This window comes from Allobosea sp. CRIB-10 (genome assembly GCF_900112185.1).
Classification (GTDB): Bacteria; Pseudomonadota; Alphaproteobacteria; order Rhizobiales; family Beijerinckiaceae; genus Allobosea.
Map to the genome: position 1 here is coordinate 197292 of NZ_FOKP01000005.1, position 20618 is coordinate 217909.

Annotated in this window: 22 protein-coding genes; 10 read left to right on the top strand and 12 right to left on the bottom strand. The window is 67.1% G+C overall.

Translation table 11 applies throughout. The features are described from left to right. Positions 1 to 2: 2 nt before the first annotated feature. From BMZ69_RS09540 to solA, 5 genes are all read right to left on the bottom strand, one after another. Positions 3 to 1694 (bottom strand): TRAP transporter large permease, encoded by a 1692-nt coding sequence (locus BMZ69_RS09540; RefSeq protein WP_092156467.1) that lies wholly within the window; start codon positions 1692 to 1694, stop codon positions 3 to 5. 128 nt (positions 1695 to 1822) lie between these two features. Next, positions 1823 to 2422, bottom strand: coding sequence for a TRAP transporter small permease subunit (locus tag BMZ69_RS09545; RefSeq protein ID WP_092156327.1), 600 nt, complete (start codon positions 2420 to 2422; stop codon positions 1823 to 1825). Between the two features lie 109 nt (positions 2423 to 2531). Beyond that, positions 2532 to 3707 (bottom strand): multidrug effflux MFS transporter, encoded by a 1176-nt coding sequence (locus BMZ69_RS09550; RefSeq protein WP_092156328.1) that lies wholly within the window; start codon positions 3705 to 3707, stop codon positions 2532 to 2534. Beyond that, positions 3704 to 4606, bottom strand: a complete 903-nt coding sequence (locus tag BMZ69_RS09555; RefSeq protein WP_092156329.1) for a DMT family transporter — start codon at positions 4604 to 4606, stop codon at positions 3704 to 3706. Before BMZ69_RS09555 ends, BMZ69_RS09550 begins: the two co-directional genes overlap by 4 nt. Before the next feature lie 27 nt (positions 4607 to 4633). Next, positions 4634 to 5773 (bottom strand): N-methyl-L-tryptophan oxidase, encoded by a 1140-nt coding sequence (gene solA / locus BMZ69_RS09560; protein ID WP_092156330.1) that lies wholly within the window; start codon positions 5771 to 5773, stop codon positions 4634 to 4636. A gap of 226 nt (positions 5774 to 5999) precedes the next feature. Here solA and BMZ69_RS09565 point away from each other — a divergent pair, with 226 nt between their 5' ends. After that, positions 6000 to 7757 (top strand): methyl-accepting chemotaxis protein, encoded by a 1758-nt coding sequence (locus BMZ69_RS09565; protein WP_139219015.1) that lies wholly within the window; start codon positions 6000 to 6002, stop codon positions 7755 to 7757. Here BMZ69_RS09565 and BMZ69_RS09570 read toward each other — a convergent pair whose 3' ends face one another. The 4 genes from BMZ69_RS09570 to BMZ69_RS09585 form a co-directional block, all read right to left on the bottom strand. After that, a complete protein-coding gene (locus tag BMZ69_RS09570) occupies positions 7758 to 8762 on the bottom strand; it encodes a Gfo/Idh/MocA family protein (protein ID WP_092156332.1) in 1005 nt (334 codons plus the stop codon). Continuing rightward, positions 8759 to 9781 carry a Gfo/Idh/MocA family protein gene (locus BMZ69_RS09575; protein ID WP_092156333.1) on the bottom strand — a complete coding sequence of 341 codons (1023 nt, stop codon included), beginning with the start codon at positions 9779 to 9781 and terminating at the stop codon, positions 8759 to 8761. The genes BMZ69_RS09570 and BMZ69_RS09575 overlap by 4 nt, the downstream gene beginning before the upstream one ends. Before the next feature lie 14 nt (positions 9782 to 9795). Next, complete coding sequence (locus tag BMZ69_RS09580) at positions 9796 to 10977, bottom strand: ABC transporter substrate-binding protein (RefSeq protein WP_092156334.1); 1182 nt, start codon at positions 10975 to 10977, stop codon at positions 9796 to 9798. Positions 10978 to 11226: 249 nt separating this feature from the next. Beyond that, entirely contained in the window at positions 11227 to 11583 is a 357-nt protein-coding gene (locus tag BMZ69_RS09585; RefSeq protein WP_175506736.1) for a Crp/Fnr family transcriptional regulator, read from the bottom strand. Between the two features lie 272 nt (positions 11584 to 11855). Between BMZ69_RS09585 and BMZ69_RS09590 the strand changes: the two genes are divergently transcribed. The 4 genes from BMZ69_RS09590 to BMZ69_RS09605 are packed head-to-tail and all read left to right on the top strand — an operon-like array spanning position 11856 to position 14473. Then, entirely contained in the window at positions 11856 to 12494 is a 639-nt protein-coding gene (locus BMZ69_RS09590) for a lysophospholipid acyltransferase family protein (RefSeq protein ID WP_092156336.1), read from the top strand. Beyond that, positions 12491 to 13441 (top strand): phosphatidate cytidylyltransferase, encoded by a 951-nt coding sequence (locus tag BMZ69_RS09595; RefSeq protein ID WP_092156337.1) that lies wholly within the window; start codon positions 12491 to 12493, stop codon positions 13439 to 13441. Before BMZ69_RS09590 ends, BMZ69_RS09595 begins: the two co-directional genes overlap by 4 nt. Positions 13442 to 13461: 20 nt before the next feature. Further along, the gene (locus BMZ69_RS09600) at positions 13462 to 13845 is read left to right on the top strand and encodes a hypothetical protein (RefSeq protein WP_244543294.1); all 384 of its coding nucleotides are present in this window, start codon (positions 13462 to 13464) and stop codon (positions 13843 to 13845) included. Further along, entirely contained in the window at positions 13832 to 14473 is a 642-nt protein-coding gene (locus BMZ69_RS09605; RefSeq protein ID WP_092156339.1) for a CDP-alcohol phosphatidyltransferase family protein, read from the top strand. Before BMZ69_RS09600 ends, BMZ69_RS09605 begins: the two co-directional genes overlap by 14 nt. A gap of 27 nt (positions 14474 to 14500) precedes the next feature. Here BMZ69_RS09605 and BMZ69_RS09610 read toward each other — a convergent pair whose 3' ends face one another. Continuing rightward, positions 14501 to 15442 carry a PLP-dependent cysteine synthase family protein gene (locus tag BMZ69_RS09610; RefSeq protein WP_092156340.1) on the bottom strand — a complete coding sequence of 314 codons (942 nt, stop codon included), beginning with the start codon at positions 15440 to 15442 and terminating at the stop codon, positions 14501 to 14503. Between the two features lie 105 nt (positions 15443 to 15547). On the opposite strand from BMZ69_RS09610, the gene BMZ69_RS09615 reads away from it, so the two are divergent. Next, positions 15548 to 16513, top strand: coding sequence for a GlxA family transcriptional regulator (locus BMZ69_RS09615; protein ID WP_092156341.1), 966 nt, complete (start codon positions 15548 to 15550; stop codon positions 16511 to 16513). Positions 16514 to 16515: 2 nt separating this feature from the next. Here BMZ69_RS09615 and moaA read toward each other — a convergent pair whose 3' ends face one another. After that, positions 16516 to 17547, bottom strand: coding sequence for a GTP 3',8-cyclase MoaA (moaA, locus tag BMZ69_RS09620; RefSeq protein WP_092156342.1), 1032 nt, complete (start codon positions 17545 to 17547; stop codon positions 16516 to 16518). Positions 17548 to 17685: 138 nt separating this feature from the next. Here moaA and BMZ69_RS09625 point away from each other — a divergent pair, with 138 nt between their 5' ends. Both BMZ69_RS09625 and BMZ69_RS09630 read left to right on the top strand, forming a co-directional pair. Beyond that, the gene (locus BMZ69_RS09625; protein ID WP_092156343.1) at positions 17686 to 18054 is read left to right on the top strand and encodes a gamma-butyrobetaine hydroxylase family protein; all 369 of its coding nucleotides are present in this window, start codon (positions 17686 to 17688) and stop codon (positions 18052 to 18054) included. An 87-nt stretch (positions 18055 to 18141) separates the two neighbouring features. Beyond that, complete coding sequence (locus BMZ69_RS09630; RefSeq protein WP_092156344.1) at positions 18142 to 18699, top strand: lipocalin family protein; 558 nt, start codon at positions 18142 to 18144, stop codon at positions 18697 to 18699. 161 nt (positions 18700 to 18860) lie between these two features. Here BMZ69_RS09630 and BMZ69_RS09635 read toward each other — a convergent pair whose 3' ends face one another. Then, complete coding sequence (locus tag BMZ69_RS09635; RefSeq protein ID WP_092156345.1) at positions 18861 to 19439, bottom strand: L,D-transpeptidase; 579 nt, start codon at positions 19437 to 19439, stop codon at positions 18861 to 18863. A gap of 356 nt (positions 19440 to 19795) precedes the next feature. Between BMZ69_RS09635 and BMZ69_RS09640 the strand changes: the two genes are divergently transcribed. Further along, on the top strand, positions 19796 to 20020 hold the full coding sequence (locus BMZ69_RS09640; protein ID WP_092156347.1) for a hypothetical protein: 225 nt from the start codon (positions 19796 to 19798) through the stop codon (positions 20018 to 20020). A 118-nt stretch (positions 20021 to 20138) separates the two neighbouring features. Continuing rightward, positions 20139 to 20417: a hypothetical protein gene (locus BMZ69_RS09645; protein ID WP_092156348.1), complete on the top strand. Its 279-nt coding sequence runs from the start codon at positions 20139 to 20141 to the stop codon at positions 20415 to 20417. Positions 20418 to 20618: the final 201 nt, after the last annotated feature.

Here is a 20618-nt window from a genome sequence, read left to right on the forward strand (position 1 = left end):
CCTTACTGGAGGTTCAGCGTCGGCGGGGCGTTGAGGTCGAGCCCCGGCAGCCCGCCGCCGGAGCCGCCCAGGCCCGGAATGCTGATGCTGTCGAGCTGCTTGTTGATCTGCTGCTGGTCGAGCTGCACGCCGGAGCTCTTGTAGTGCATCACCATCTGCGGGAAGAGCACGACGAGCGCGACCATGATGCACTGGATCACCACGAAGGGCACCGCGCCCCAGTAGATCTGCCCGGTCGTCACCGGCTCCATCATCTTGCCGGTGATCTTGTCCTTGTAGGCATTCTTCGGCGCCACCGAGCGCAGGAAGAACAAGGCAAAGCCGAAGGGCGGGTGCATGAACGAGGTCTGCATGTTCACGCCGAGGATGATGCCGAACCAGATCAGGTCGATGCCGAGCTTCTCCGCCGCCGGGCCGAGCAGCGGCACGATGATGAAGGCGAGCTCGAAGAAGTCGAGGAAGAAGGCGAGCAGGAACACCATCACGTTGACGACGATCAGGAAGCCTGTCGCGCCGCCAGGCAGCCCGACGAGCAGATGCTCGACCCAGACATGGCCGTTCACCCCGTAGAAGGTCAGCGAGAACACGCGCGCGCCGACCAGGATGAACAGCACGAAGGCCGAGAGCTTGGCCGTTGATTCCGTCGCCTGGCGCAGCAGATCGAAGGTCATGCGCTTCTTGCTCAGAGCGAGCAGGATCGCGCCGGTGGCGCCCATCGCGCCGCCCTCGGTCGGCGTCGCGACGCCGATGAAGATCGTGCCCAGCACCAGGAAGATCAGCGCCAGCGGCGGCACCATCACGAAGATCACCTGCTCGGTCATGCGCGACAGCAGGTTGAGCTTCAGGAGCTTGTTGAGCAGCGCGATCACGAAGGCGACCGCGACGGCGATCGACATGGTCAGGATGACGAAGTCCGCGCCGGCGCCGACCTTGGTGAAGAATTTCATATAGGCGATGGCGAGCGCGAAGGCGATGATCGTCACCACCAGCAGCGAGAAGCGGCGGGTCTGCCCGTCGGCGTCGCGCAGTGTCTGCGCCTCGGGCGGCAGGCCGGGCGCGCGTTTCGGCCACACCATCGTGACCAGGAAGACGTAGCCGGCATAGAGGCCCGAGAGCACGAGGCCTGGGATGAAGGCGCCCTCGTACATGTCGCCGACCGAGCGGCCGAGCTGGTCGGCGAGCACGATCAGCACCAGCGAAGGCGGGATGATCTGCGCCAGCGTGCCCGAGGCGGCGATCACGCCCGTCGCGAGGCGCCGGTCATAGCCGTAGCGCAGCATGATCGGCAGCGAGATCAGGCCCATCGAGATGACGGAGGCGGCGACGACGCCGGTGGTGGCGGCGAGCAGCGCGCCGACGAAGATCACCGCATAGGCGAGGCCGCCGCGGATCGGCCCGAAGAGCTGGCCGATCGTGTCGAGCAGGTCCTCGGCCATGCCCGAGCGTTCCAGCACCAGCCCCATGAAGGTGAAGAATGGGATCGCCAGCAGCACGTCGTTGTTCATCGTGCCGTAGATGCGCTCGGGCAGGGCCTGGAGGAAGTTCTCCTGGAACATGCCGAGCTCGATGCCGACCACCGCGAAGAACAGGCCGTTGGCGGCGAGCGCGAAGGCGACGGGATAGCCGAGCAGCAGGAAGAACACGAGCGCGACGAACATCACCGGCGCCATGTTGGTGCGCAGGAAGTCGCCGATCCCCGCGGCGTGGGCGTCGCCGGTGTGCAGGCTAAGGAAGGCGACGAGCGTGAGCGTGAGCAGCAGCGCGGCGGCGCGGACGGAACGGGCTAGGATCATGGAACGGGTCCGGGAAACGGCGGCTTGGCTCACGGGGCGAGGCCCTCGGCCCGGGCCTGCTCGAGCAGGCGCTGGGCCTCGGCTTCGGCGGCGGCGGCATGGCCGCGCAGCGTCTCGTCGTCGTCGAGCTTGCCGCGCATGATGGCGATCTGCTTGATCACCTCAGAGATGCCCTGCAGCAGCAGGAGGAAAAAGCCGATGATCACCAGCCCCTTGGCGGGCCATTGCGGCAGGCCGCCGGCCGAGAGCGACTGCTCGTTGACCTGATAGGAGCGCATGAAGAACGGGCCGGAGTGGTAGACGATCAGCGCGCAGAACGGCAGCAGGAAGAAGAGATGGCCGATCAGGTCGATCCATTGCTGCACGCGCTTGGGCAGCAGATTGTTCACGATGTCGATGCGGATATGCTCCTTCACCTGCAGCGTCCACGAGGCGCACAGCAGGAAGACCGCGCCGAACAGCACCCATTGCAGCTCGAGCCAGGAATTCGAGGAGACGTTGAACAGCTTTCGGACGATGGCATTGACGGCCGAGACGATGACGGCAACGAGAATCAGCCACGCGACGGATCGACCGATCTTGCGGTTCAGGCTGTCGATCGCGCGGCTCAAAGCGAGGGGTCCTTCCACCTCAGTCCTCCCTGACCTCGTGGATTGCGGCCGCATCATGCGGTTTGCGAAGGGCGGTTATACGATTGCTACATGCCGTACAACATTGCGCCGCGCAAGGCGCTGTGGATCAGTCCTTTCGCCGACGCGGCTCCGCGCGCAATGCGAGCAAAGCGGCGACCAGCATCAGCCACATCATCGCCATTAGCGCCGGTGGCCAATGCGCCACCAGCGCGCTGATCAGGGCGGCCGCGATTGCGCCGGAGCCGAGCTGGATCGCGCCCGCGAGACCGGCGGCCGAGCCGGCGAGCTCGGGCCGCGCCGAAAGCGCCGCGGCGGTGGCTCCCGGCAGGGTCAAGCCGTTGCCGACCGCGCTGATGGCGAGCGGCAGGAACAGGGTGAGCGGCGTCCACCAGGGTGTCAGCGCGATTGCCAAAGCCGCCGTGATTGCCACGAACGAGATGATCAGGCCGATCCAGGCCATCCGCGCGGTCCCGTGCCGGAGCACCAATCGGGACATCGCGAAATTGCCCACCATGTAGCCGAAGGCGTTGAGGATGAAATAGGCGCCATAGACGTCGGAGCCGCGCCCCATCGTCTCGACCACGATGAACGGGGCCGCGGCGATGAAGGCGAAGAAGGCGGCCGAGGTCATCGCCAGCGCGATCACATTGCGGATGAAGCTGCGGTCGCGCGCCAGATCCGGAAAGGCCCGGAAGATGCCGATGAGCGAGGTCCGCATGCCGACATTCGGCGCCGTCTCGGGCAGGCGCAGCTGGACCATCACCAGGACGATCGCGGCCGTAGCGGTCATCGACCAGAAGATCATGCGCCAGCCGAAGCTGGTCTCGATATGGCCGCCGAGATAGGGCATGATCATCGGCGCCACGACCATCACCATCGTCACGGTCGCGATCTGCCGTGCCGCCTGGTCGCGGCCTGCCGTGTCGCGGATGATCGCCCGCGCCAGGGCGAAGGTCGTGCCCGCCCCGGCGCCTTCGAGGATCCGGGCGAGCAGCAGGGCGCCCGTGGTTTCCGCCAGCGCGCCGAGCACCGAGCCGACCATGAACACGGCTGTGCCGGCGAGCACGCAGGGACGGCGCCCGAAGCGGTCGGAGAGCGGGCCGACGACGAGCTGCGTCAGCGCGACCGCCACCAGGAACAGCGTCAGCGTCAGCTGGATGGTCGCGTAGCTGGTGGAAAAATTGCGGGCGAGCGCCGGCGTGGCCGGGGCCAACATGTTGAGCGCGATCGGCTGCAGCGTCGAGATCGCGACGAGCACCGTGAGGGACGGTTTTGCCGTCATAGCGGCTTGTCGCCCTCCGGCTTCAATTGCGAATCGTGGCGGATACGTTGGCGGTGCAGAGTGTAGAGACCGCTGCCGACGATCAGGGCGATGCCGGCCAGGGCGATGCGGTCCGGCGTCTCGCCCCAGACCAGCCAACCGATCAGGACCGCGATCGGGACGACGGAGTAGCGATAACCCGCGACGATGCCGACATCGGTGTTGCGGAAGGCGCTGATGATGCAGAAGCCGCCCGCTGTCACCAGCAGCGCGGCGAGGCCGAGATAGAGCAGCTCGATCCGCCAGGGCGACTGCCAGGTTTCGAACATGCCCAGGCCGAGGCTGAGTGCGCCGACGATCACCGTCGAGGTCAGGGAAACGACAGTCGACGGGATGTCGCTGCTGATAAAGCGGGTTGTCAGATCGCGGATGGCGACGAGACCGGCGCCGGCGAGCGCGATCAGTGCGGCTGCGCTGAAGCCGTCAGTGCTCGGGCGCATCACGATCAGGACACCAATGAAGCCGACCATCAGCGCCATCGTCCGGCGCCAGCCGACCGTTTCAGTCCGCAGCAGCACCGCCAGCAGGACGATGAGCAAAGGCGAGGCCATCACGATCGCGGTGATGTTGGCGAGCGGCAGCAGGCCGAGGGCCCAGATGAACGTCAGCGCACACAACGCCTCGACGATCCCGCGTCCCAGCACCAATGGCCTCAGCCCGAGCGGCAGCTTGCGCATGTCGCCCATCATTGCGACCGTGATGATGCCCACGACAATGGCGAAGGCGGTGCGCAGCGCCACCGCCTGTCCGGTGGGGAAGGCTTCGCGGGCGAGCTTCATCAGGGCGTCGTTGCAGCAGAAGAGCGACATCGCCGTTGTCATGGCGATGATTCCGCGGCGGTTCTGGGCGGCGGTGGCCAAGGTGTTTCCTGTCGAGCCCGAACAGGCTCAGGCGTCGAAGCGGGAAAGGGAGAAGGCGGAGAGATCGAAGGCGCTGCGGCCGCTGGTCGAGAGATCGGCCAGGATCTCGCCGATCGCGCTCGCGAACTTGAAGCCGTGGCCGGAGCAGGCCGAAGCGAACACCGCCTGCGGTACGCCGGGCACGGCGTCGATGACGAAGTCCTCGTCGGGCGAGACTGTATAGACGCAGCCCTTCACCGTCAGTGGCTCGCCATTGGCGTCGGGCAGATAGCGCGCCAGGCATTCGCGGATCAGCCTGACCTGGTTCGGACTCGGCGTCCGGTCCGGCTGGCGTGGGTCCATCGGCTCGCGTGCGAAATGCGGCCCGCCGAGCTTGAAGCCGGGGTGCTCGTAGAGCGGGAAGCCGTAGAAGGTGCCTTCCTCGGCGCTGAGGATGAACACCGGGAAGGCGCCCTCCCGGAACAGCTCGGGGCGGCGCATGGTGAACCAGCCGATCGCCTGGCGCACCGTCGTCATCGGGCGCGCGAGCTGCGGCACCGCGTCGGCGATCCAGCCGCCGGAGGTGATCACCAGGCGCCCGGCCGAATAGGTCGTCCGTTCGGTCCGCACGGTGACGCCGCCATCGGCGGTCGGCTGCCAGTCGAGCATCGGCTCGCCGGTGCGGATATCGGCGCCCTTCGACTGCGCCAGCCCCACATGGGCGTAGATCGCCTTCTCCGAGGCGACGAAGCCGCCGCCCGGCTGCCAGAGGCCGAGATAACCATCTGGCACATGAAAGGCGGGGAAGCGGCGCATGATCTCGTCGCGGCCGAGCATTTCGTGCTCGAGACCATGGTCGAGGCAGGATTGCAGCGAGGACTCGACCGGGCCGAGGCCTTCCGGCGCAAGATCGAGCGAACCGGTGACATGCAGCAGCTTCAGCCCGGCGTCGTCCCCGGTCTCCTGCCAGAGCTGGTGCGCCCGCTTGACGATCGGCACATAGTGCGAGCCCTCGAAATAGGCGAGGCGGATGATCCGCGTCAGCCCGTGCGAGGAGCCCATGGCATGGCCGAGATCGAAGCGCTCGAGGCCGAGCACCCTGAGCCCGCGCTTCGCCAGGTGCCAGCAGGCGGCCGAGCCCATCGCGCCGACGCCGACGACGATCACGTCATATTGCGAGGAGCTCATCGAGGGTCCCTGAGGCAGCCGGCTTCACCCGCCGGTCGACATCTGCCTACAATCTAGGCGCGCAGGCAATCGTGGTCCATCCCGCGCAATGGATGAGCGCATCTGCACGCGGGGCAGGGGTGGTGCCCGGCGCGCCGGAAAATCGGGCCTTGCGCTGGTCGCCGCAGCTTTTTGTTAACCTTGCCGGGCGCATGCTCCGTTATCCTGTCTCGCCTCGGGAATGCCTATGCTTGCTCGCTCCGTCTGGCGCCTGTTGGGCCGCGCCGGCCCCGCTGCCGCGCCGGCTGCGTCGCAGGCCGCAGCGGCGCCTCCGCCGCCTGCGACACCCGCCGAGACGTCGATCAGCGAGGCGATCAACGAGCTGGAGAGCGACGTCGTCGCCGCGATGCGGCGCCTCAATGACGGACTTGACCAAGCCGAGCACTGCTCCGAGCGTTCGGAAATCCGCTCCCGCGAGATCCGCGGCGGGATGGCCGAATTGCGCGAGGCAGCCCTCCAGGCGAGCGAGAATTCGTCCGCGCTGGCCACCGCGACCCTGCAGGTGTCGGAGGCCGCCGAGCGGGTCGGTGCCGCCATGTTCGGTGCACGCGACATGCTCGACAACGCCGCCGAGCGTGCCGCCGAGGCGACGGCGATGATCAACGGGCTCGCGGTTGCGACCAGCGAGATCCGCTCGATCGTCGACGCCATCGCCGAGATCGCCCGCCAGACCAATCTGCTCGCCCTCAACGCCACGATCGAGGCCGCCCGTGCCGGCGAGGCCGGCAAGGGCTTCGGCGTCGTGGCGCAGGAGGTGAAGTCGCTTTCCCTCGGGGTGCGCGATGCGGTCGACCATATCCGCAGCCAGGTCGACCGGCTGAACCAGACCGCTCAGGGCTCCGCCGCCGTGGTCACCGACGCCTTCCGCCTGGTCGGGGAGGTCAATCCGGTGATGGCGACCGTCGGCGAGGCCTCGCAGGAACAGGCGGCAGCCGCGGCCGAACTGTCGCGCAGCGCCGAGGCGACCGCCCGCTTCATCGATACGGTGCGCGACCGCGTCGGCGAGGTCGACCGCGTCGCGCTCGCTGCCGCGCAGGAGAACATCGACGCTAGGCGGGCGTTGGCCGAGGGCGCGCGCCAGGCGGAAGGGTTGCTGGAGCGCTTCGTGCCGACGCTGCGCCATACCGTCTTCGCCGATCGGCGCCAGCACGATCGCTTCCCGGCCGATTGCCCGGTCAGGCTCGACATCGCCGGGCGCAGCATCGCAGGGCGGACTATTGATCTGGGTTTCGGCGGCGCGCTCCTCTCGATCGCAGACCCAGAGCTGAAGCAGCGTGCGCGGGGCTCAATTACGATCGAGGGCTTGCCGCTGCTGCCCTGCCGGGTGATGGCGCGCAGCGATCTCGGCTTCCACATTGCTTTCGAGCGAGGTGAGGAGGCGGCGCATGCGGCGCTGCACCGGCGGCTCGGCGAGATCGAGGAGGGCTATCGCCCGCTGATCGAGCAGGCGCAGGAATTCGCGCATCGGGTCGCCGCTTTGCTCGAAGCGGCGCTGCGCACCGGCCGCCTCAGCGAGGAGGATCTGTTCGACACGGACTATGTCCCGGTGCCGGACTCCAATCCGCGTCAGTTTACGAACCGGGCACTGCCCGTGCTGCAGGCGATCCTGCCGGCGGTGATGGCGCAGGCCAAGGCGAGCGATCCGCGCCTCGTCTTCACCCTGCCGATCGACCGCAACGGCTATGTCCCGGTGCATCACCCCGAATATTCGCAGCCGCAGCGGCCGGGCGATCCGGATTGGGATCCCGCCTATAGCCGCGACCGCCGCATTTTCGACGACCGGGCCGGGATCACGGCCGCCCGTTCGGCACGCCCCTTCATCATCCAGTCCTACCAGCGCGACATGGGCAGCGCCGGCATCCAGTTGATGCGCGAGGTCGATGCGCCGGTGCGCGTCGCCGGCCGCCATTGGGGCGGCGTGCGCATGGCGTATCGGATGGCCTGATCAGCCGCGTCCCGCCGCCAGGATCGCGTCGATCCAGCGCTGCGAGGTCAGGGCTTCCTCGCCCGTCACCACCGGATCGCGCCCGCCCTCGATCGCATCGAGGAAATCGGCGATCACGGCACGATGGGCGTCATGCGGGAAGTCCATGATGTTGGCGCCGCTGCCGGTATTGCCCTCGGCTTCGACCACCTCGGATCGACCGTCGAGGAAGGAGAGCTGCAAACGCCCGCCGACCAGCGCCGCATGGCCCTTGCTGCCGATGATCTCGATGCGCTCGGGATGGCCGGGGTGGGCGGCGGTGGTGGTCACCAGCGTCGCCGGCGCGCCGTTGTCGGTCTCGAGCAGGGCGCCGACATAGTCCTCGGTCTCCATCCGATGGAGCGAGGTGGTGCGCACCTGCGCCGCGACGACCCTGGACACGCCGACCAGCGAGCGGAACAGGTCGAAGGAGTGAATCGCCTGCGTCAGCAGCACGCCGCCGCCATCGCGGGCCATCGTGCCGCGGCCGGGCTCGTCGTAATAGCTTTGCGGGCGCCACCACGGCACCTGCAGCAGACCGGCCTCGACCGTGCCGAGCTCGCCGCCGTCGAGCGCCGCCTTGAGCCGCAGGCTCGCCGGTCGGAAGCGGTGCTGCAGCACGACGCCGAAGGTCTTGCCGGCGCGCCTTGCGGCCGCGACCAGCTCTTCCCCGCGCGCGACAGTCAGTTCCAGCGGTTTCTCGACCAGCACATGCTTGCCGGCCGCCAGGCAGCGCGCCCCGACGTCGCGATGGCTCGCCGGCGGCGTCAGCACGATTACCGCCTCGACGGCCTCGTCTGCCAGAACCGCGTCGATGTCGGTGGTGCCGGGGAAGGGGAACTGGCTGCAGTATGCGTCGAGCCGTTCCTGCGAGCGGCTGACGACATGCCGGACATCGACCCTGTCGGCCAGATCGATCAGGCTGCGCGAGTGGGGCAGGGCGGCGGGGCCCAGCCCGATGACGGCGATGCCGAGCTTGCGTGTCACTTTGCCTCGGTTCCTCTTACGGGCAGGCGCACCGCCCGGTCCTGCGCATGCAAGGCGAGCCGGCAGACGGTGAACATGTGCTGCTGCGTCGCGGCCGTTTCGCTGCGGTTTTCGATGTCGGCGAGCAGCGCGCGGAAATAGGTCAGCGGCTCACCCGAGGCGTCGATATGGCGGGTGCCGGCCTTGTCGACCAGGAAGACATGGTCGGTGCCAGGCCGGCCGGCGATGTCGACATATTTGCGTAGCTCGATCGTGCCCTCGGTACCGAGGATGGTGAGCCGCCCGTCGCCCCATGTCGGCAGGCCGTCGGCGGTGAACCAGTCGACGCGGATAAAGCCGTTGGCACGGTCGCTGCGCAGCAGGATCTCGCCGAAATCCTCGAAATCGGGCAGGTCGGCCAGGCCGAAATGGCCGGTGCCGGAGGCTGCGATCTCGGCATCGGGCGAGCCGGTGAAATGCAGGAACTGGTCGATCTGGTGCGAGGCGATGTCGGTGAGGATGCCGCCGAAATAGCGCTTGTCGAAGAACCAGCCCGGCCGGATCGCCCGGTTGAGACGGTGCGGACCGAGGCCGACCGTCTGGATCACACGCCCGATCGCGCCGTCTGCGATCAGCTTGCCGGCGACGATCGTGGCCGGGACGATGAAGCGTTCGGAGAAGCAGACCGAGAAGATGCGGCCCGTCGCCGCGACGACCCGTTCGACCTCGGCGAGCTGCTCGAAGGTCGTGACGCCCGGCTTGTCGACCATCACATCCTTGCCGGCGCGCATCGCGCGGACGGCGAGGCCGGCCCGCTCCGAGGGGATGCCGGCGCAGGCGACGAGGTCGACCGAAGAATCGTCGAGCAAGGTCTCGGCTCGCACCTCCCGCAATTGCGGGAAGCGCTCGCGGAAGCCGGCGAGCACGCGCGGATCGCTGGTCGCAGGATCGAAGCCGGCGCAGTCCGCGCCGGCCTCCAGCAGGCCGCCGACCATATGGTAGATATGGCGGTGGTCGAGGCCGATGGCAGCAAAGCGCATCTTACTTGCGCATCCTATTTGGGCGCGTGGCCGACGCCGATCTCCTGGTCCCAGCGCCGGAAGGCGGCGACCAGGCGCTCGGGCGTCAGCGGCGGGCGGGTCGGCAGGCTGGAGATCAGCCCGTCATATTCGGGCCGGCCGAATTCCTTGAGCACGTCCTGGCTCTCCTTCGGCGCCATCGCGAGCGTCACGCCCTTGATCGCCGGGCCGGGGTAGAAATAGCCCTTGTCATAGGTCGCCGCCTGCGATTCCGGCTTCAGCAGATGCGACATCAGCGCGAGGATCACCGGGATCTTGGCCGCTGCCACCCCCTTCGGGATGCACATGAACTGGGTGTCGGGGATCCAGTGCGTGTTAGCGATGGTGAAGACCTTGGCCTCCTTTGGCACGATGCCGAGCGCGCGCGGATTGATGTCCCACCCAAGCGTCGAGACGATGCAGTCGCGCGTGCCGTCGCCGAGTTCCTTCATCGTCGCGGCGGTGCCGGTCGGATAGTAGTCGATCGCGGTCCCGAGCTCCTTGAGATAGGCCCAAGTCTTGGTCCAGCCGTTCATCGGGTCGCTCGGATCGCTGTCGCCGAGGATGTAGGGCATGCCTTGCAGGAAGGTCCAGCCGGGGCCGGAGTTGAGCGGGCGTGCATAAGTGAAGCGGTTAGGGTTCTGCTTCACATAGGCGAGGAATTCCTCGGCCGTCTTGGGGACGGTCTTGAGCTTGTCGGACATGTATTCGAACAGCGGGCCGGACGGCGAATAGACGACGGCGACACCTTCGTTCTGGCCGAAATTGCGCTGCATCATCAGCGCCTGCTCGTGATAGATGTCCTCTGCCTTGGGCAGGCTCGCGGTGTGCGACTTCCAGACGTCGACCCACAGGCCCTGCTGGATGCCGTCCGACATCGCGCCCGGCCCGGTCAGGACCATGTCGATGTCGACGCGGTTGGCGTCCTGTTGCGCCTTGAGCTTGGCCGGCAATTCTGGCGAGGGCGCCCGCGAGAAATTCAGGCGCGAGATCAGCTTCGGATTGTCTTTGGCGAACGTCTCGATCGAGCCCTGTGTGAGCTGCAGATTGCCGGCGACGTCGATGATGTTGAGCATCACCGGGCTCGCAGGGGCGCCTTGGGCGAAGGCGCCGCCGGCGGAGAGCGCGGCGAGGCTGGAAGCGCCGGCGATCACGCCGCGCCGAGTCGGATGTCTCATGCTACCTCCCTGTGATGGCCTGCTTTGCTGCGGCCTTGCCGGTATACTAGTACACAAGACGCAGCCGGCAAGATGCGACGAAAGCAGGGGCGGGATGCGCCTGGGGGAGCAGCACGGGGCACGGCGAAATGCTGGATGCTGGGCGGCACGACGTGTGGCGCCGGGGCAGCCGCTGGGAGCGGGCAGGCCGCCTTCCTCAGCCTGCCGCTGGATCTGGGTGGCTGTTGCTCGCGCCGAGCTCGGCCCCCGTCACAAGGCCGAATTCGTCGCCCGCAGCCGGTCCACGACTTCCGCGAGGACGTACCAGACGAAATTCGGCGTCGTTTCGACCATGAATCGGAACTGCTTCGAGGTAACCAGCGCGATTTCGGACGGCTCCATCGCTTTGGCGGTCGCCGATCGCTTTTTCTGGTCGATCAGCGAAATAACGCCGAAGGCTCGCCCTGCGCCGACCTGTTCGATGAGCTTTCCGCGGCTGCTGACTTCTATACTGCCGGTGAGGACGATGTAGGCATGGGCGGGTTCGTCGCCCTCGCGAAAGGCCACGTCCCCGGCGCCATATGTGATCACCGTTCCCAGGCCGCGCGCGAGCTGGCGGAAGTCCATGGGCGCAGCGGTAGGCCTAGCCGTGGAGGAATGCTCGTTCATCGCTCGAACTCGCTCTCTGATCGGTGGCGGATCACTGTAGCGCAGGAACCGGCGCGCTCCAATCGATCCACCGGGTGGCGGCCGGTGAAGACGGGGTCTTTCGAGGCTCCTCCGAAAGGCGGTGAACGGACGCCTGCGGCCGGCTTTCGAATGTGCCCCAGACCCCTGCAATGTCGACAGCGTTCGCGATGAACGCTACGTCATCGTCAGGCTGGCTAACGGGTGGGGGAATGCGCGACATCGGAGCTAGCCTCGCTGGTGCGCTCATCCTGTTCTTCGCGCGCTTCATCACGGCGGTGCGCGGACGCTGGGACGGCGTCGCGCCGACCGATGAGCAGCGCATCTACTTCGCCAACCATGCCAGCCACGGCGATTTCGTCCTGATCTGGACGGTGCTGCCACGCCGCATGCGCTTCGCAACCCGGCCGGTGGCCGGCAGCGACTACTGGCTGAAAAGCAATCTGCGTCGCTTCATCGGCCGTGATGTCTTCAACGCCGTCCTGATCGACCGCGACCCTGCGACCCGGACCAGCGACCCGATCGTCCAGATGACGGAGGCACTCGACGCCGGTTCGTCCCTCATCGTCTTCCCGGAGGGGACGCGCAACACCACCGACGCGCCGCTGCTGCCGTTCAAGAGCGGGTTGTTCCATCTGGCGCAGGCGCGGCCGAACGTGACGCTCGTGCCGGTCTGGATCGACAATCTCAACCGCGTCATGCCGAAGGGCGAGTTCGTGCCGGTGCCGCTGGTCTGCACCGTCACCTTCGGCGCGGCTCTCACCCTTGCCGAGACCGAGACCAAGCAGGATTTCCTGGCGAGGGCTGAAGGAGCGCTGCTTGCTCTGTCACCAAAGGTGAGCGCGCCATGACGATGCCGCATCCCGATCTCCTCGCCGTGCTGGCCGGCCTGCTCGGTGTCCTGATCGTGGCGTCGACGGTCGGCTATATGCTGCAGCGCCGGCTGTCGCCGGATGGCTCGAATGCCGTGGTCGAGAACCTGAACGATCGCATCCGCGCCTGGTGGATCATGATCGTGCTGATGGGCTTGGCGCTGATCGGCGGCAAGGCCGGCGTGACGCTGCTCTTCGGCTTCTGTTCCTTCGCCGCGCTACGCGAGTTCATCACGCTGACCGACACCCGCCGCGCCGACCATTGGGCGCTGGCGGCCGGCTTCTTCATCGTGCTGCCGGTGCAGTATTACCTGATCTGGATCGACTGGTACGGCCTCTATTCGATCTTCATCCCCGTCTATGCCTTCCTGCTGATGCCGATCATCGCCTCGCTGCGCGGCGACACCGAGCATTTCCTCGTGCGCATCGCCGAGGTGCAGTGGGCGCTGATGATCTGCGTCTTCTGCATCTCGCATGTGCCGGCGCTGCTCAGCCTCGACATCCCCGGTTTTCAGGGCCGCAACGTCCTGCTGATCGCCTTCCTCGTCATCGTCGTGCAGATGAGCGATGTCCTGCAATATGTCTGGGGCAAGCTGCTCGGCCGCACCAAGATCGCGCCGAAGCTGTCGCCGTCGAAGACGGTCGAGGGTTTCGTCGGCGGCGCGCTCAGCGCGACGGCGGTCGGGGCGGCGCTGTCCTGGATGACTCCGTTCACCCCGCTGCAGGCCGCCTTCCTGGCGCTGGCGATCGTGCTGATGGGCTTCTTCGGCGGGCTCGTCATGTCGGCGATCAAGCGCGACCGCGGCATCAAGGATTGGGGCCATCTGATCGCCGGCCATGGCGGCTTCCTCGACCGGCTGGATTCGGTGGTGTTCTCCGCCCCGATCTTCTTCCATCTCGTTCGCTATGGCTGGTCGACCACGTGAGCCCGCCGCTCGCGCGCCTGATGCGAAGCAGCATCGTGCATGTCGGCTTCGCCTTCCTCGCCATGGGCAGCTGGGCGGCCTTCGCCAACCGCGCCCATCCGATGCCGGCGCCGCTCCTCGCTGGACTGATCCAGGGGACGCTGTCGGCGCTCATCACTCTGCTGCTGAAACGGGGCATCGAATATCTTGCGAGCCGGTTCAGCGGCCTGGCCGCGCTGCTGGCGCCGCCCGTGATTGCCGGTGTCGTGTCCGCCAGCCTGCTGACCGTCATCCACACGATCGGCGGCACGCCCGAGATCATCAGGACCATCGCCGTCCCGCTCACGGTCGCGACCAGCTATGCGGCGCTCTACAATTTTTCGCTGTGGCGGATCAGGAAGGCGATGAACCATGGCGCAGAGTGACGATCGACGCCCGCTCTCGAGCCGCGACACTGGCTGGGCCCGGGCGATTGCGCGCCGGCTGAGCGCGACCGGGATCACGCCGAACCAGATCTCGACGGTGAGCATGGCGATGGCGGCTGTCGCCGGCGCTGCCTTCTGGCTCGCGGGCACCGCGGCGACAGGATCGCGCATCGCGTTGCTGCTCGCCGCGGCGCTGTTCTGCCAGCTCAGGCTGCTCTGCAACCTCTTCGACGGCATGGTTGCGATCGAGGGCGGCAAGCAGGCTGCCGACGGGCCGTTCTGGAACGAGTTCCCTGACCGGATCGCCGATATCCTGATCCTGGCAGGCGTCGGCTATGGGATCGGCGCCCCCGCTTTGGGCTGGGCCGCGGCGGCCTTGGCCGTGCTGACGGCCTATACCCGCGAGCTCGGCCGCAATTGCGGGCTTCCGGCCGATTTCTCCGGCCCGATGGCCAAGCAGCACCGTATGGCGACGATCACGGCCGCGGCGCTCCTCTCCCTGCTGGAGCCGTTCTGGCGAGGCCAGAACGAGGTGATGACCGCCGCGCTCTGGCTGATTGCGGTCGGCGCCGCCGTGACCGCGCTCAGGCGGGCGGCGACCATCGTGCGCGGTTTGCGCGGGCGCTGAGGCCGCCTGACTGCGGTGCGGGCGCGCTCAAAGGTCCAGCGCCTGCGAGAACGTCTTAAGGTACTTCATGCCGGTATCGCACATGATGGTGACGATGGTGGCACCCGGCCCGAGCCGCTCGGCCAGCCGTAGCGCGGCCGTGACATTGGCACCGGTCGAGGTGCCGCAGAACAGACCTTCCTCGGCGGCCAGGCGAAACGCCATCGCCCTGGCTTCTTCCGTCGAGACCTGTTCGATCTCGTCGGCGATGCCGTCATGCCAGAGCGGCACGACATAGCCCGCGCCGATCCCGTCGATCTTGTGCGCGCCGGATGGCCCGCCTGACAGCACGGCCGATTCCGCCGGCTCGACCGCGACGAAGCGGATCTTGCCGTCATATTGGCGCAGCCTCTCCGAAGTGCCGCGCAGTGCCGCCGCCGTCCCGACGCTCTGGACGAAGGCGTCGATCCGGCCGCCGGTCTGCTCCCAGATCTCGTCGGCGAGCCTGGTATAGGCCGCCAGTTGGTCGGTGTTTTCCATCTGGGCGGTGATGTAGGCGCCCAGTTCACCCGCGATGCGATGTGCCTCGGCGATCATGTCCTTGGTCAGCTTTTCGGTCTGCTTGCCGTTTTCGCTCGGCACGATCGTCAGCTTGGCGCCGAGCAGGCGCATATGGTCGAGCTTCTCCTTGGAGAAGGCGTCCGAGGTCACGAGGTGGAGCGGATACCCCTTCACCGCGCAGACCAGCGCCAGCGAGACGCCGGTGCTGCCGCCGGTGTATTCGACGACCGCGCCGCCCGGCTTCAGGCGACCATCGGCTTCCGGCGCCTCGATCATCGCGAGCGCCATCCGGTCCTTCATGCTGCCCGTCGGATTTCGGGCTTCCAGCTTGAGCAGGATGCGGGCGCGATTGGTCGGGACGATAGTGCGCAGGGCCAGCAGCGGCGTGTTGCCGATCGTTTCGAGAATGGTGGTGGGCGTGGGGTTCATCGATCGTCTCGCAGATTGTCCGTGGCTAGGAATGTGGGCGGACGCTAGACCTGAGCAGGCGAGGTCACTATCGTCGTAAATGACAATCTTGAGGTCATTTACGCCATGCACTTGACCGTGCTCGCCCTCGACGGCGTCTTCGATACCGGCCTGACGGTGCTGCTCGACACCTTCTCCACCGCGAACGAGCTGGCGGCGATGCAGGAGATCGATCGGCCCCTGTTCGATGTGCAGCTCGTCGGTGTCAGCGGGCAGGTGCGCACCGCGATGGGGCTGACCGCATGTGCGGCCTTGCCGGATACGGCGCGCAAGCCGGACTGGGTGATCGTGCCGGCCTTGAACGCCAAGCAGCCGGACCGGCTGGTCGAGGCGCTGGGGCGACCCGACGTCGCCGAGGGGCTCGCTCACCTGCGCGGCTGGCAGGCGGAAGGGGTGGGGGTGGCAGGGGCATGCATCGGCACCTTCCTGCTGGCGGAGGCAGGGGTTCTGGACGGACGCGAGGCGACGACGACCTGGTCGCTCGCACCATTGTTCCGCCAGCGCTATCCGCAGGTGAGGCTGGACGATTCACGCATGCTGATTCCGGCCGGCCGAGTGGTCACGGCGGGGGCGATGATGGGGCATCTCGACCTGGCGCTATGGCTGGTGCGTCAGGCAAGCCCGCATATGGCGGCGCTCGTGGCGCGCTTCATGCTGATCGACAAGCGTTCGTCGCAGGCGCGCTACATCATCCCCGACCATCTCGCCCATGCCGACCCTCTCATCGAGCGCTTCGAGCGCTGGGCACGCGCCAATCTGGCCGCCGGCTTCTCGCTCCAGGAGGCGGCGAGCGCGCTCGCGGTCAGTGCGCGAACCCTGCAGCGGCGCACCGAGGCGGTGCTGGGCAAGTCGCCACTCGCCTTCTTCCAGGACATGCGGGTCGAGCGTGCCCGGCATCTCGTCTCGATCGGGCAGAGCCTGGACGAGATCGCGGGAGAAGTCGGCTATGCCGACACGGCGACCTTGCGCACGCTGCTGCGGCGCCGGCTCGGCCGCGGCGTCCGGGAATTGCGGACCGAAACGCGCCCGTAAGACTAGCCTCCCGTCACGCTCATATGCCGGCCGACCGCGGCGCGGGGGCGGCGCCGGTCGATGACGAAGTCGTGGCCCTTGGGCTTGCGCGAGATCGCTTCTTCCATCGCCCGGTAGAGCAGGGTGTCGTCGCTGGAGGCGCGGATCGGCGCGCGCAGATCGGCGGCGTCTTCCTGGCCCAGGCACATATAGAGCGTGCCGGTGCAGGTCAGGCGCACGCGGTTGCAGCTCTCGCAGAAATTATGGGTCATCGGCGTGATGAAGCCGACGAGGCCACCGGTCTCGCGCACCCGGACGTAGCGGGCAGGGCCGCCGGTCCGGTAGGCATCGTCGTCCAGCGTGTAGCGGTCCATCAGCCTGGCCCGCACCATCGAGAGCGGCAGGAACTGGTCGAGCCTGGCAGGCTCGATATCCCCGAGCGGCATCACCTCGATCAAAGTCAGGTCTATGCCGAGCCCATGGGCCCACTGCATCAGCCCCTCGATCTCGTCCTCGTTGACGCCCTTGAGCGCGACCGCGTTGATCTTGACGCGCAGGCCGGCGGCGCGGGCCGCCTCGATCCCGGCGAGCACTTTCGACAGGTCGCCCCAGCGCGTGATCTTGCGGAATTTCTCGGGATCGAGCGTGTCCATCGAGACGTTGACGCGGCGCACCCCGCAATCGGCCAGCTCCTGCGCATAGCGGGCAAGCTGCGAGCCGTTGGTGGTCACGGTGAGCTCGTCGAGCGCGCCTGAGGCGAGATGGCGCGAGAGCGAGCGGAACAGGTTCATGATATCGCGCCGTACCAGCGGCTCGCCGCCGGTGATGCGCAGCTTGCGCGTGCCGCGCGAGACGAAGGCGCTGGCGACGCGGTCGATCTCCTCGAGCGTCAGCAAGTCGCGCTTGGGCAGGAAGGCCATGTCCTCGGACATGCAGTAGACGCAGCGGAAATCGCAGCGATCCGTCACCGAGATGCGCAAATAGGAGATGTCACGGCCGAACGGGTCGGTCAGTGGCGCGCGTATCAAGGGTTTGATCGGGTCATGCAGCACGATGGCTGAAATCCTCGGGCGATCGCGGTCTTGCGGCGCAGTGCGCCTGCCGTTGCTCTGATATAGGTAGCGAGCATTGTCGGCGGCAAGCCCGCGGTCAAGCCGGTTGATCGTCGCAAGCGCTTCTGGAGAAACACGAAGATGTCAGATTGGCCGAGCGAGATCCGCCTGTCGAAGGACCGCCGCACCCTGCACGTCACCTTCGAGAGCGGCGAGAGCCATGCGCTCCCCGCCGAATTGCTGCGGGTCGAGAGCCCTTCGGCCGAGGTCCAGGGCCATAACCCGACCCAGAAGCAGACGGTGCCGGGCAAGCGCGAGGTCGAGATCCTCAAGGTCGAGCCGGTTGGCCACTACGCGGTGAGGCTGACCTTCGACGACATGCACGACACCGGCATCTATGGCTGGGACTATCTGCGCGAGCTCGGCCGCAACGGCGAGGCGAAGATGCAGGCCTATCTCGACGATCTCGCGGCGAAGGGGCTGTCGCGCGAACGGGGTCGAAGAGTTTAGCGCGCGCCGGCTCGATCGAACGAACCGAACCAGTGTCCCGGACGTAGATGCTCCCGAACGCGCCTGACGCGCACCAGGGAGGATGTCATGCAAGCGAGGGTCATCATCACCGGCTTGGGGCTGGCGGTTTTTCTGTCGGGCTGCATGACGATGGGCGGGCCGGCCGTCAAGGCGCCCGAGCCGTTGAAGGCGATCGATGTGGGCCGCTTCTACAGTGGTCTCTGGCATGAGATCGCCCGTCGCCCGATGGCGATCACCGATGGCTGTGTCGCCGGTGCGACGGAATACAAGCGCGACGCCGGTGCCGGCATAGAGGTTCTGGATTCCTGCCGGATGGGCACGCCCGCGGGCGAGCTCAAGACGATCGGCGGGCCGGGCCGTATCCTCGATCCCGGCACGAACGCCAAGCTCAGGGTCGACTATCGTCTGTACGGCTTCATTCCGGTCACGCGCGACTATTGGGTGCTCGATCGCGCCAACGACTACAGCTGGTTCATCTCGGCCGATCCCGAGTTCCGCGACCTCTATATCTTCTCCCGCGACCCGCAGATCGGCGAGGCGCAGCGGCGCAGGCTCGTTGGGCGTGCCCGGGCGCTGGGCTACGACGTGAGCAAGCTCGAATTTCCCGAAATGCCGCCGCGGTGAGCCCGCCGACCTGACCGAAGAGCGGGTGTGAGCCGCGCCGTCCTTGCAGGCGCCCCATGCCGGTGCGGCGGCCCCGCTTCGGCGCGCCGGGAAGGCCAATCCATCGACGAAAAAAGGCCGGCACGAGGCCGGCCTTTTCCAAATCCCGATGCGGTTGCCGCTCAGCGGGCGACGACGACGCGGGTGCCGACCTTGGCGCGCTCGTAAAGGTCGATCACGTCCTCGTTCAGCATGCGGATGCAGCCCGAGGACACCGCCTGGCCGATCGTCTCCGGCTCGTTCGAGCCGTGGATGCGGTAGAGGGTCGAGCCGAGATACATGGCACGGGCGCCCATCGGGTTCTCCGGGCCGCCGGGCATAAAGCGCGGAAGGTCCGGCCGGCGCTTCAGCATCTGCGCGGGAGGCGTCCAGGTCGGCCATTCGGCTTTGCGGGTGATCGTCTGGGTGCCGCCCCACTCAAAGCCCGGGCGGCCGACGCCGACGCCGTAGCGCACGGCCTTGCCGTCGGGGAGCACATAGTACAGCCGGCGCTCGACGGTGTTGATCACGATCGTGCCGGGACGCTGGCCACCATTGTAGGAAACGACCTCACGCGGAATCGCGGTCGCCTGGGCCTTGGCGGGGTCGACGTAACTGACGAGCGGCTGACGGGTGAGCGGATCGATTTCGGCGACGGCGGCGGTCGCGGTGGCCGCGACGGCCGTGCCGGCGATCAGGGCCAAACGGAAGAAGCGGAGCATGGCGGCCTCGGGGGCGGTTCGGGGTGGCGGGCGCGAGGAAAGGTGACGGAAAAACGTCAACAATTCCCCAAATCTCTGGCAGAGCGAAGGCTGTCGTTCAATCGATCGGCGTTCACATCGGCGCGACCTCTCGAGCTTTGAAGGCGTCCGTTGCGGGGCTGCAACAGGCGCAGGCGTCTGCTTTGGCGGTTGCGGTGATTTGGGCGATTTTCGGACAAAAGCGCGGCGCCGAGAAAAAGTTCCCTGAGGCGAAATGCGGCTGAACCGGGATGCGGGATCGACGGCGGAACATCCGTTGCGCTGGGACGTTGAGATGCCGCCGCTCGCTTGGCGGTGACTTCGAGGCCTGCCGACAGATGATTTCCGACGACAATGAGGAACAGCGCATTATCCGGATTGCGCGGGCGCTCTGCCGTTCGGCACGTATTGATCCCGACTCGGCAATCGATGAACGCACCCGTCCGCTTCTTCCCGGGTCCTCCACGCACAGCGCGGCGCCGCTGCCGGCATGGGTGGCCTTTCGCGATTCGGCACGCGCTTTTGCCGCCAGCTATCCGCGCGAGATCGTGAGCAGTCTCTGATGACTTCTCCGATTGCCGTTAACCGGCCGTTCGCCTAGTCTTCAGATCGAGGGGCAACTTCCGATTGCAAAGCCGGGCCGGCTCTGGTCCGCTTCTGCGAAACGCCGGGAGGTTCGCCATGCCTGCCTGCCAGTTCAATGCCGGGCCTGAAGAACTCGCTGCCCTCGGGACAGCCTTCCGCGATGCCTGGCGGCATGTCGGCCCGATCTATGGGCCGTTCGAGAACCCCCATCGCGAATGGCTGGCGCGCCTGATTCTCGGCCTGCGCCGCTCCGGTCATTCCGGCGACATCGCCTTGCTCGCGATCGAGCAGTTCATGGCGACCGCACCGCTGGCCGAATGGGCGAACGGTGCGAGAGACGCCCGGCAACAGCCAGGACCCATCGTGCGGAATTGAACGCGCGCCTCGCGTCTGCCCTCGGCGTCCTGCCGTAAAAACTCCCAGGAAGCCGTTTCGGAACGTGCCCGGCTCGCGGGCAACGTTGCCGTAATCTTCGCACGCAAATTGGGCCGTGCTGACCCGGTCCGACGCCCGGTCCCGTGGTCGCAAGGAGCCGGTGAACCGGTCTCCACCTGTTTGGCCTGATGCGTCGGCGGC

Coding starts and splice junctions, on each gene's coding strand:
- BMZ69_RS09550 (WP_092156328.1), bottom strand. CDS start 3,707: ATGACGGCAAAACCGTCCCTCACGGTGCTCGTCGCGATCTCGACGCTG.
- solA (WP_092156330.1), bottom strand. CDS start 5,773: ATGAGCTCCTCGCAATATGACGTGATCGTCGTCGGCGTCGGCGCGATG.
- BMZ69_RS09565 (WP_139219015.1), top strand. CDS start 6,000: ATGCTTGCTCGCTCCGTCTGGCGCCTGTTGGGCCGCGCCGGCCCCGCT.
- BMZ69_RS09575 (WP_092156333.1), bottom strand. CDS start 9,781: ATGCGCTTTGCTGCCATCGGCCTCGACCACCGCCATATCTACCATATG.
- BMZ69_RS09580 (WP_092156334.1), bottom strand. CDS start 10,977: ATGAGACATCCGACTCGGCGCGGCGTGATCGCCGGCGCTTCCAGCCTC.
- BMZ69_RS09585 (WP_175506736.1), bottom strand. CDS start 11,583: ATGGACTTCCGCCAGCTCGCGCGCGGCCTGGGAACGGTGATCACATAT.
- BMZ69_RS09590 (WP_092156336.1), top strand. CDS start 11,856: ATGCGCGACATCGGAGCTAGCCTCGCTGGTGCGCTCATCCTGTTCTTC.
- BMZ69_RS09595 (WP_092156337.1), top strand. CDS start 12,491: ATGACGATGCCGCATCCCGATCTCCTCGCCGTGCTGGCCGGCCTGCTC.
- BMZ69_RS09600 (WP_244543294.1), top strand. CDS start 13,462: ATGCGAAGCAGCATCGTGCATGTCGGCTTCGCCTTCCTCGCCATGGGC.
- BMZ69_RS09605 (WP_092156339.1), top strand. CDS start 13,832: ATGGCGCAGAGTGACGATCGACGCCCGCTCTCGAGCCGCGACACTGGC.
- BMZ69_RS09610 (WP_092156340.1), bottom strand. CDS start 15,442: ATGAACCCCACGCCCACCACCATTCTCGAAACGATCGGCAACACGCCG.
- BMZ69_RS09615 (WP_092156341.1), top strand. CDS start 15,548: ATGCACTTGACCGTGCTCGCCCTCGACGGCGTCTTCGATACCGGCCTG.
- BMZ69_RS09625 (WP_092156343.1), top strand. CDS start 17,686: ATGTCAGATTGGCCGAGCGAGATCCGCCTGTCGAAGGACCGCCGCACC.
- BMZ69_RS09630 (WP_092156344.1), top strand. CDS start 18,142: ATGCAAGCGAGGGTCATCATCACCGGCTTGGGGCTGGCGGTTTTTCTG.
- BMZ69_RS09635 (WP_092156345.1), bottom strand. CDS start 19,439: ATGCTCCGCTTCTTCCGTTTGGCCCTGATCGCCGGCACGGCCGTCGCG.
- BMZ69_RS09640 (WP_092156347.1), top strand. CDS start 19,796: ATGATTTCCGACGACAATGAGGAACAGCGCATTATCCGGATTGCGCGG.
- BMZ69_RS09645 (WP_092156348.1), top strand. CDS start 20,139: ATGCCTGCCTGCCAGTTCAATGCCGGGCCTGAAGAACTCGCTGCCCTC.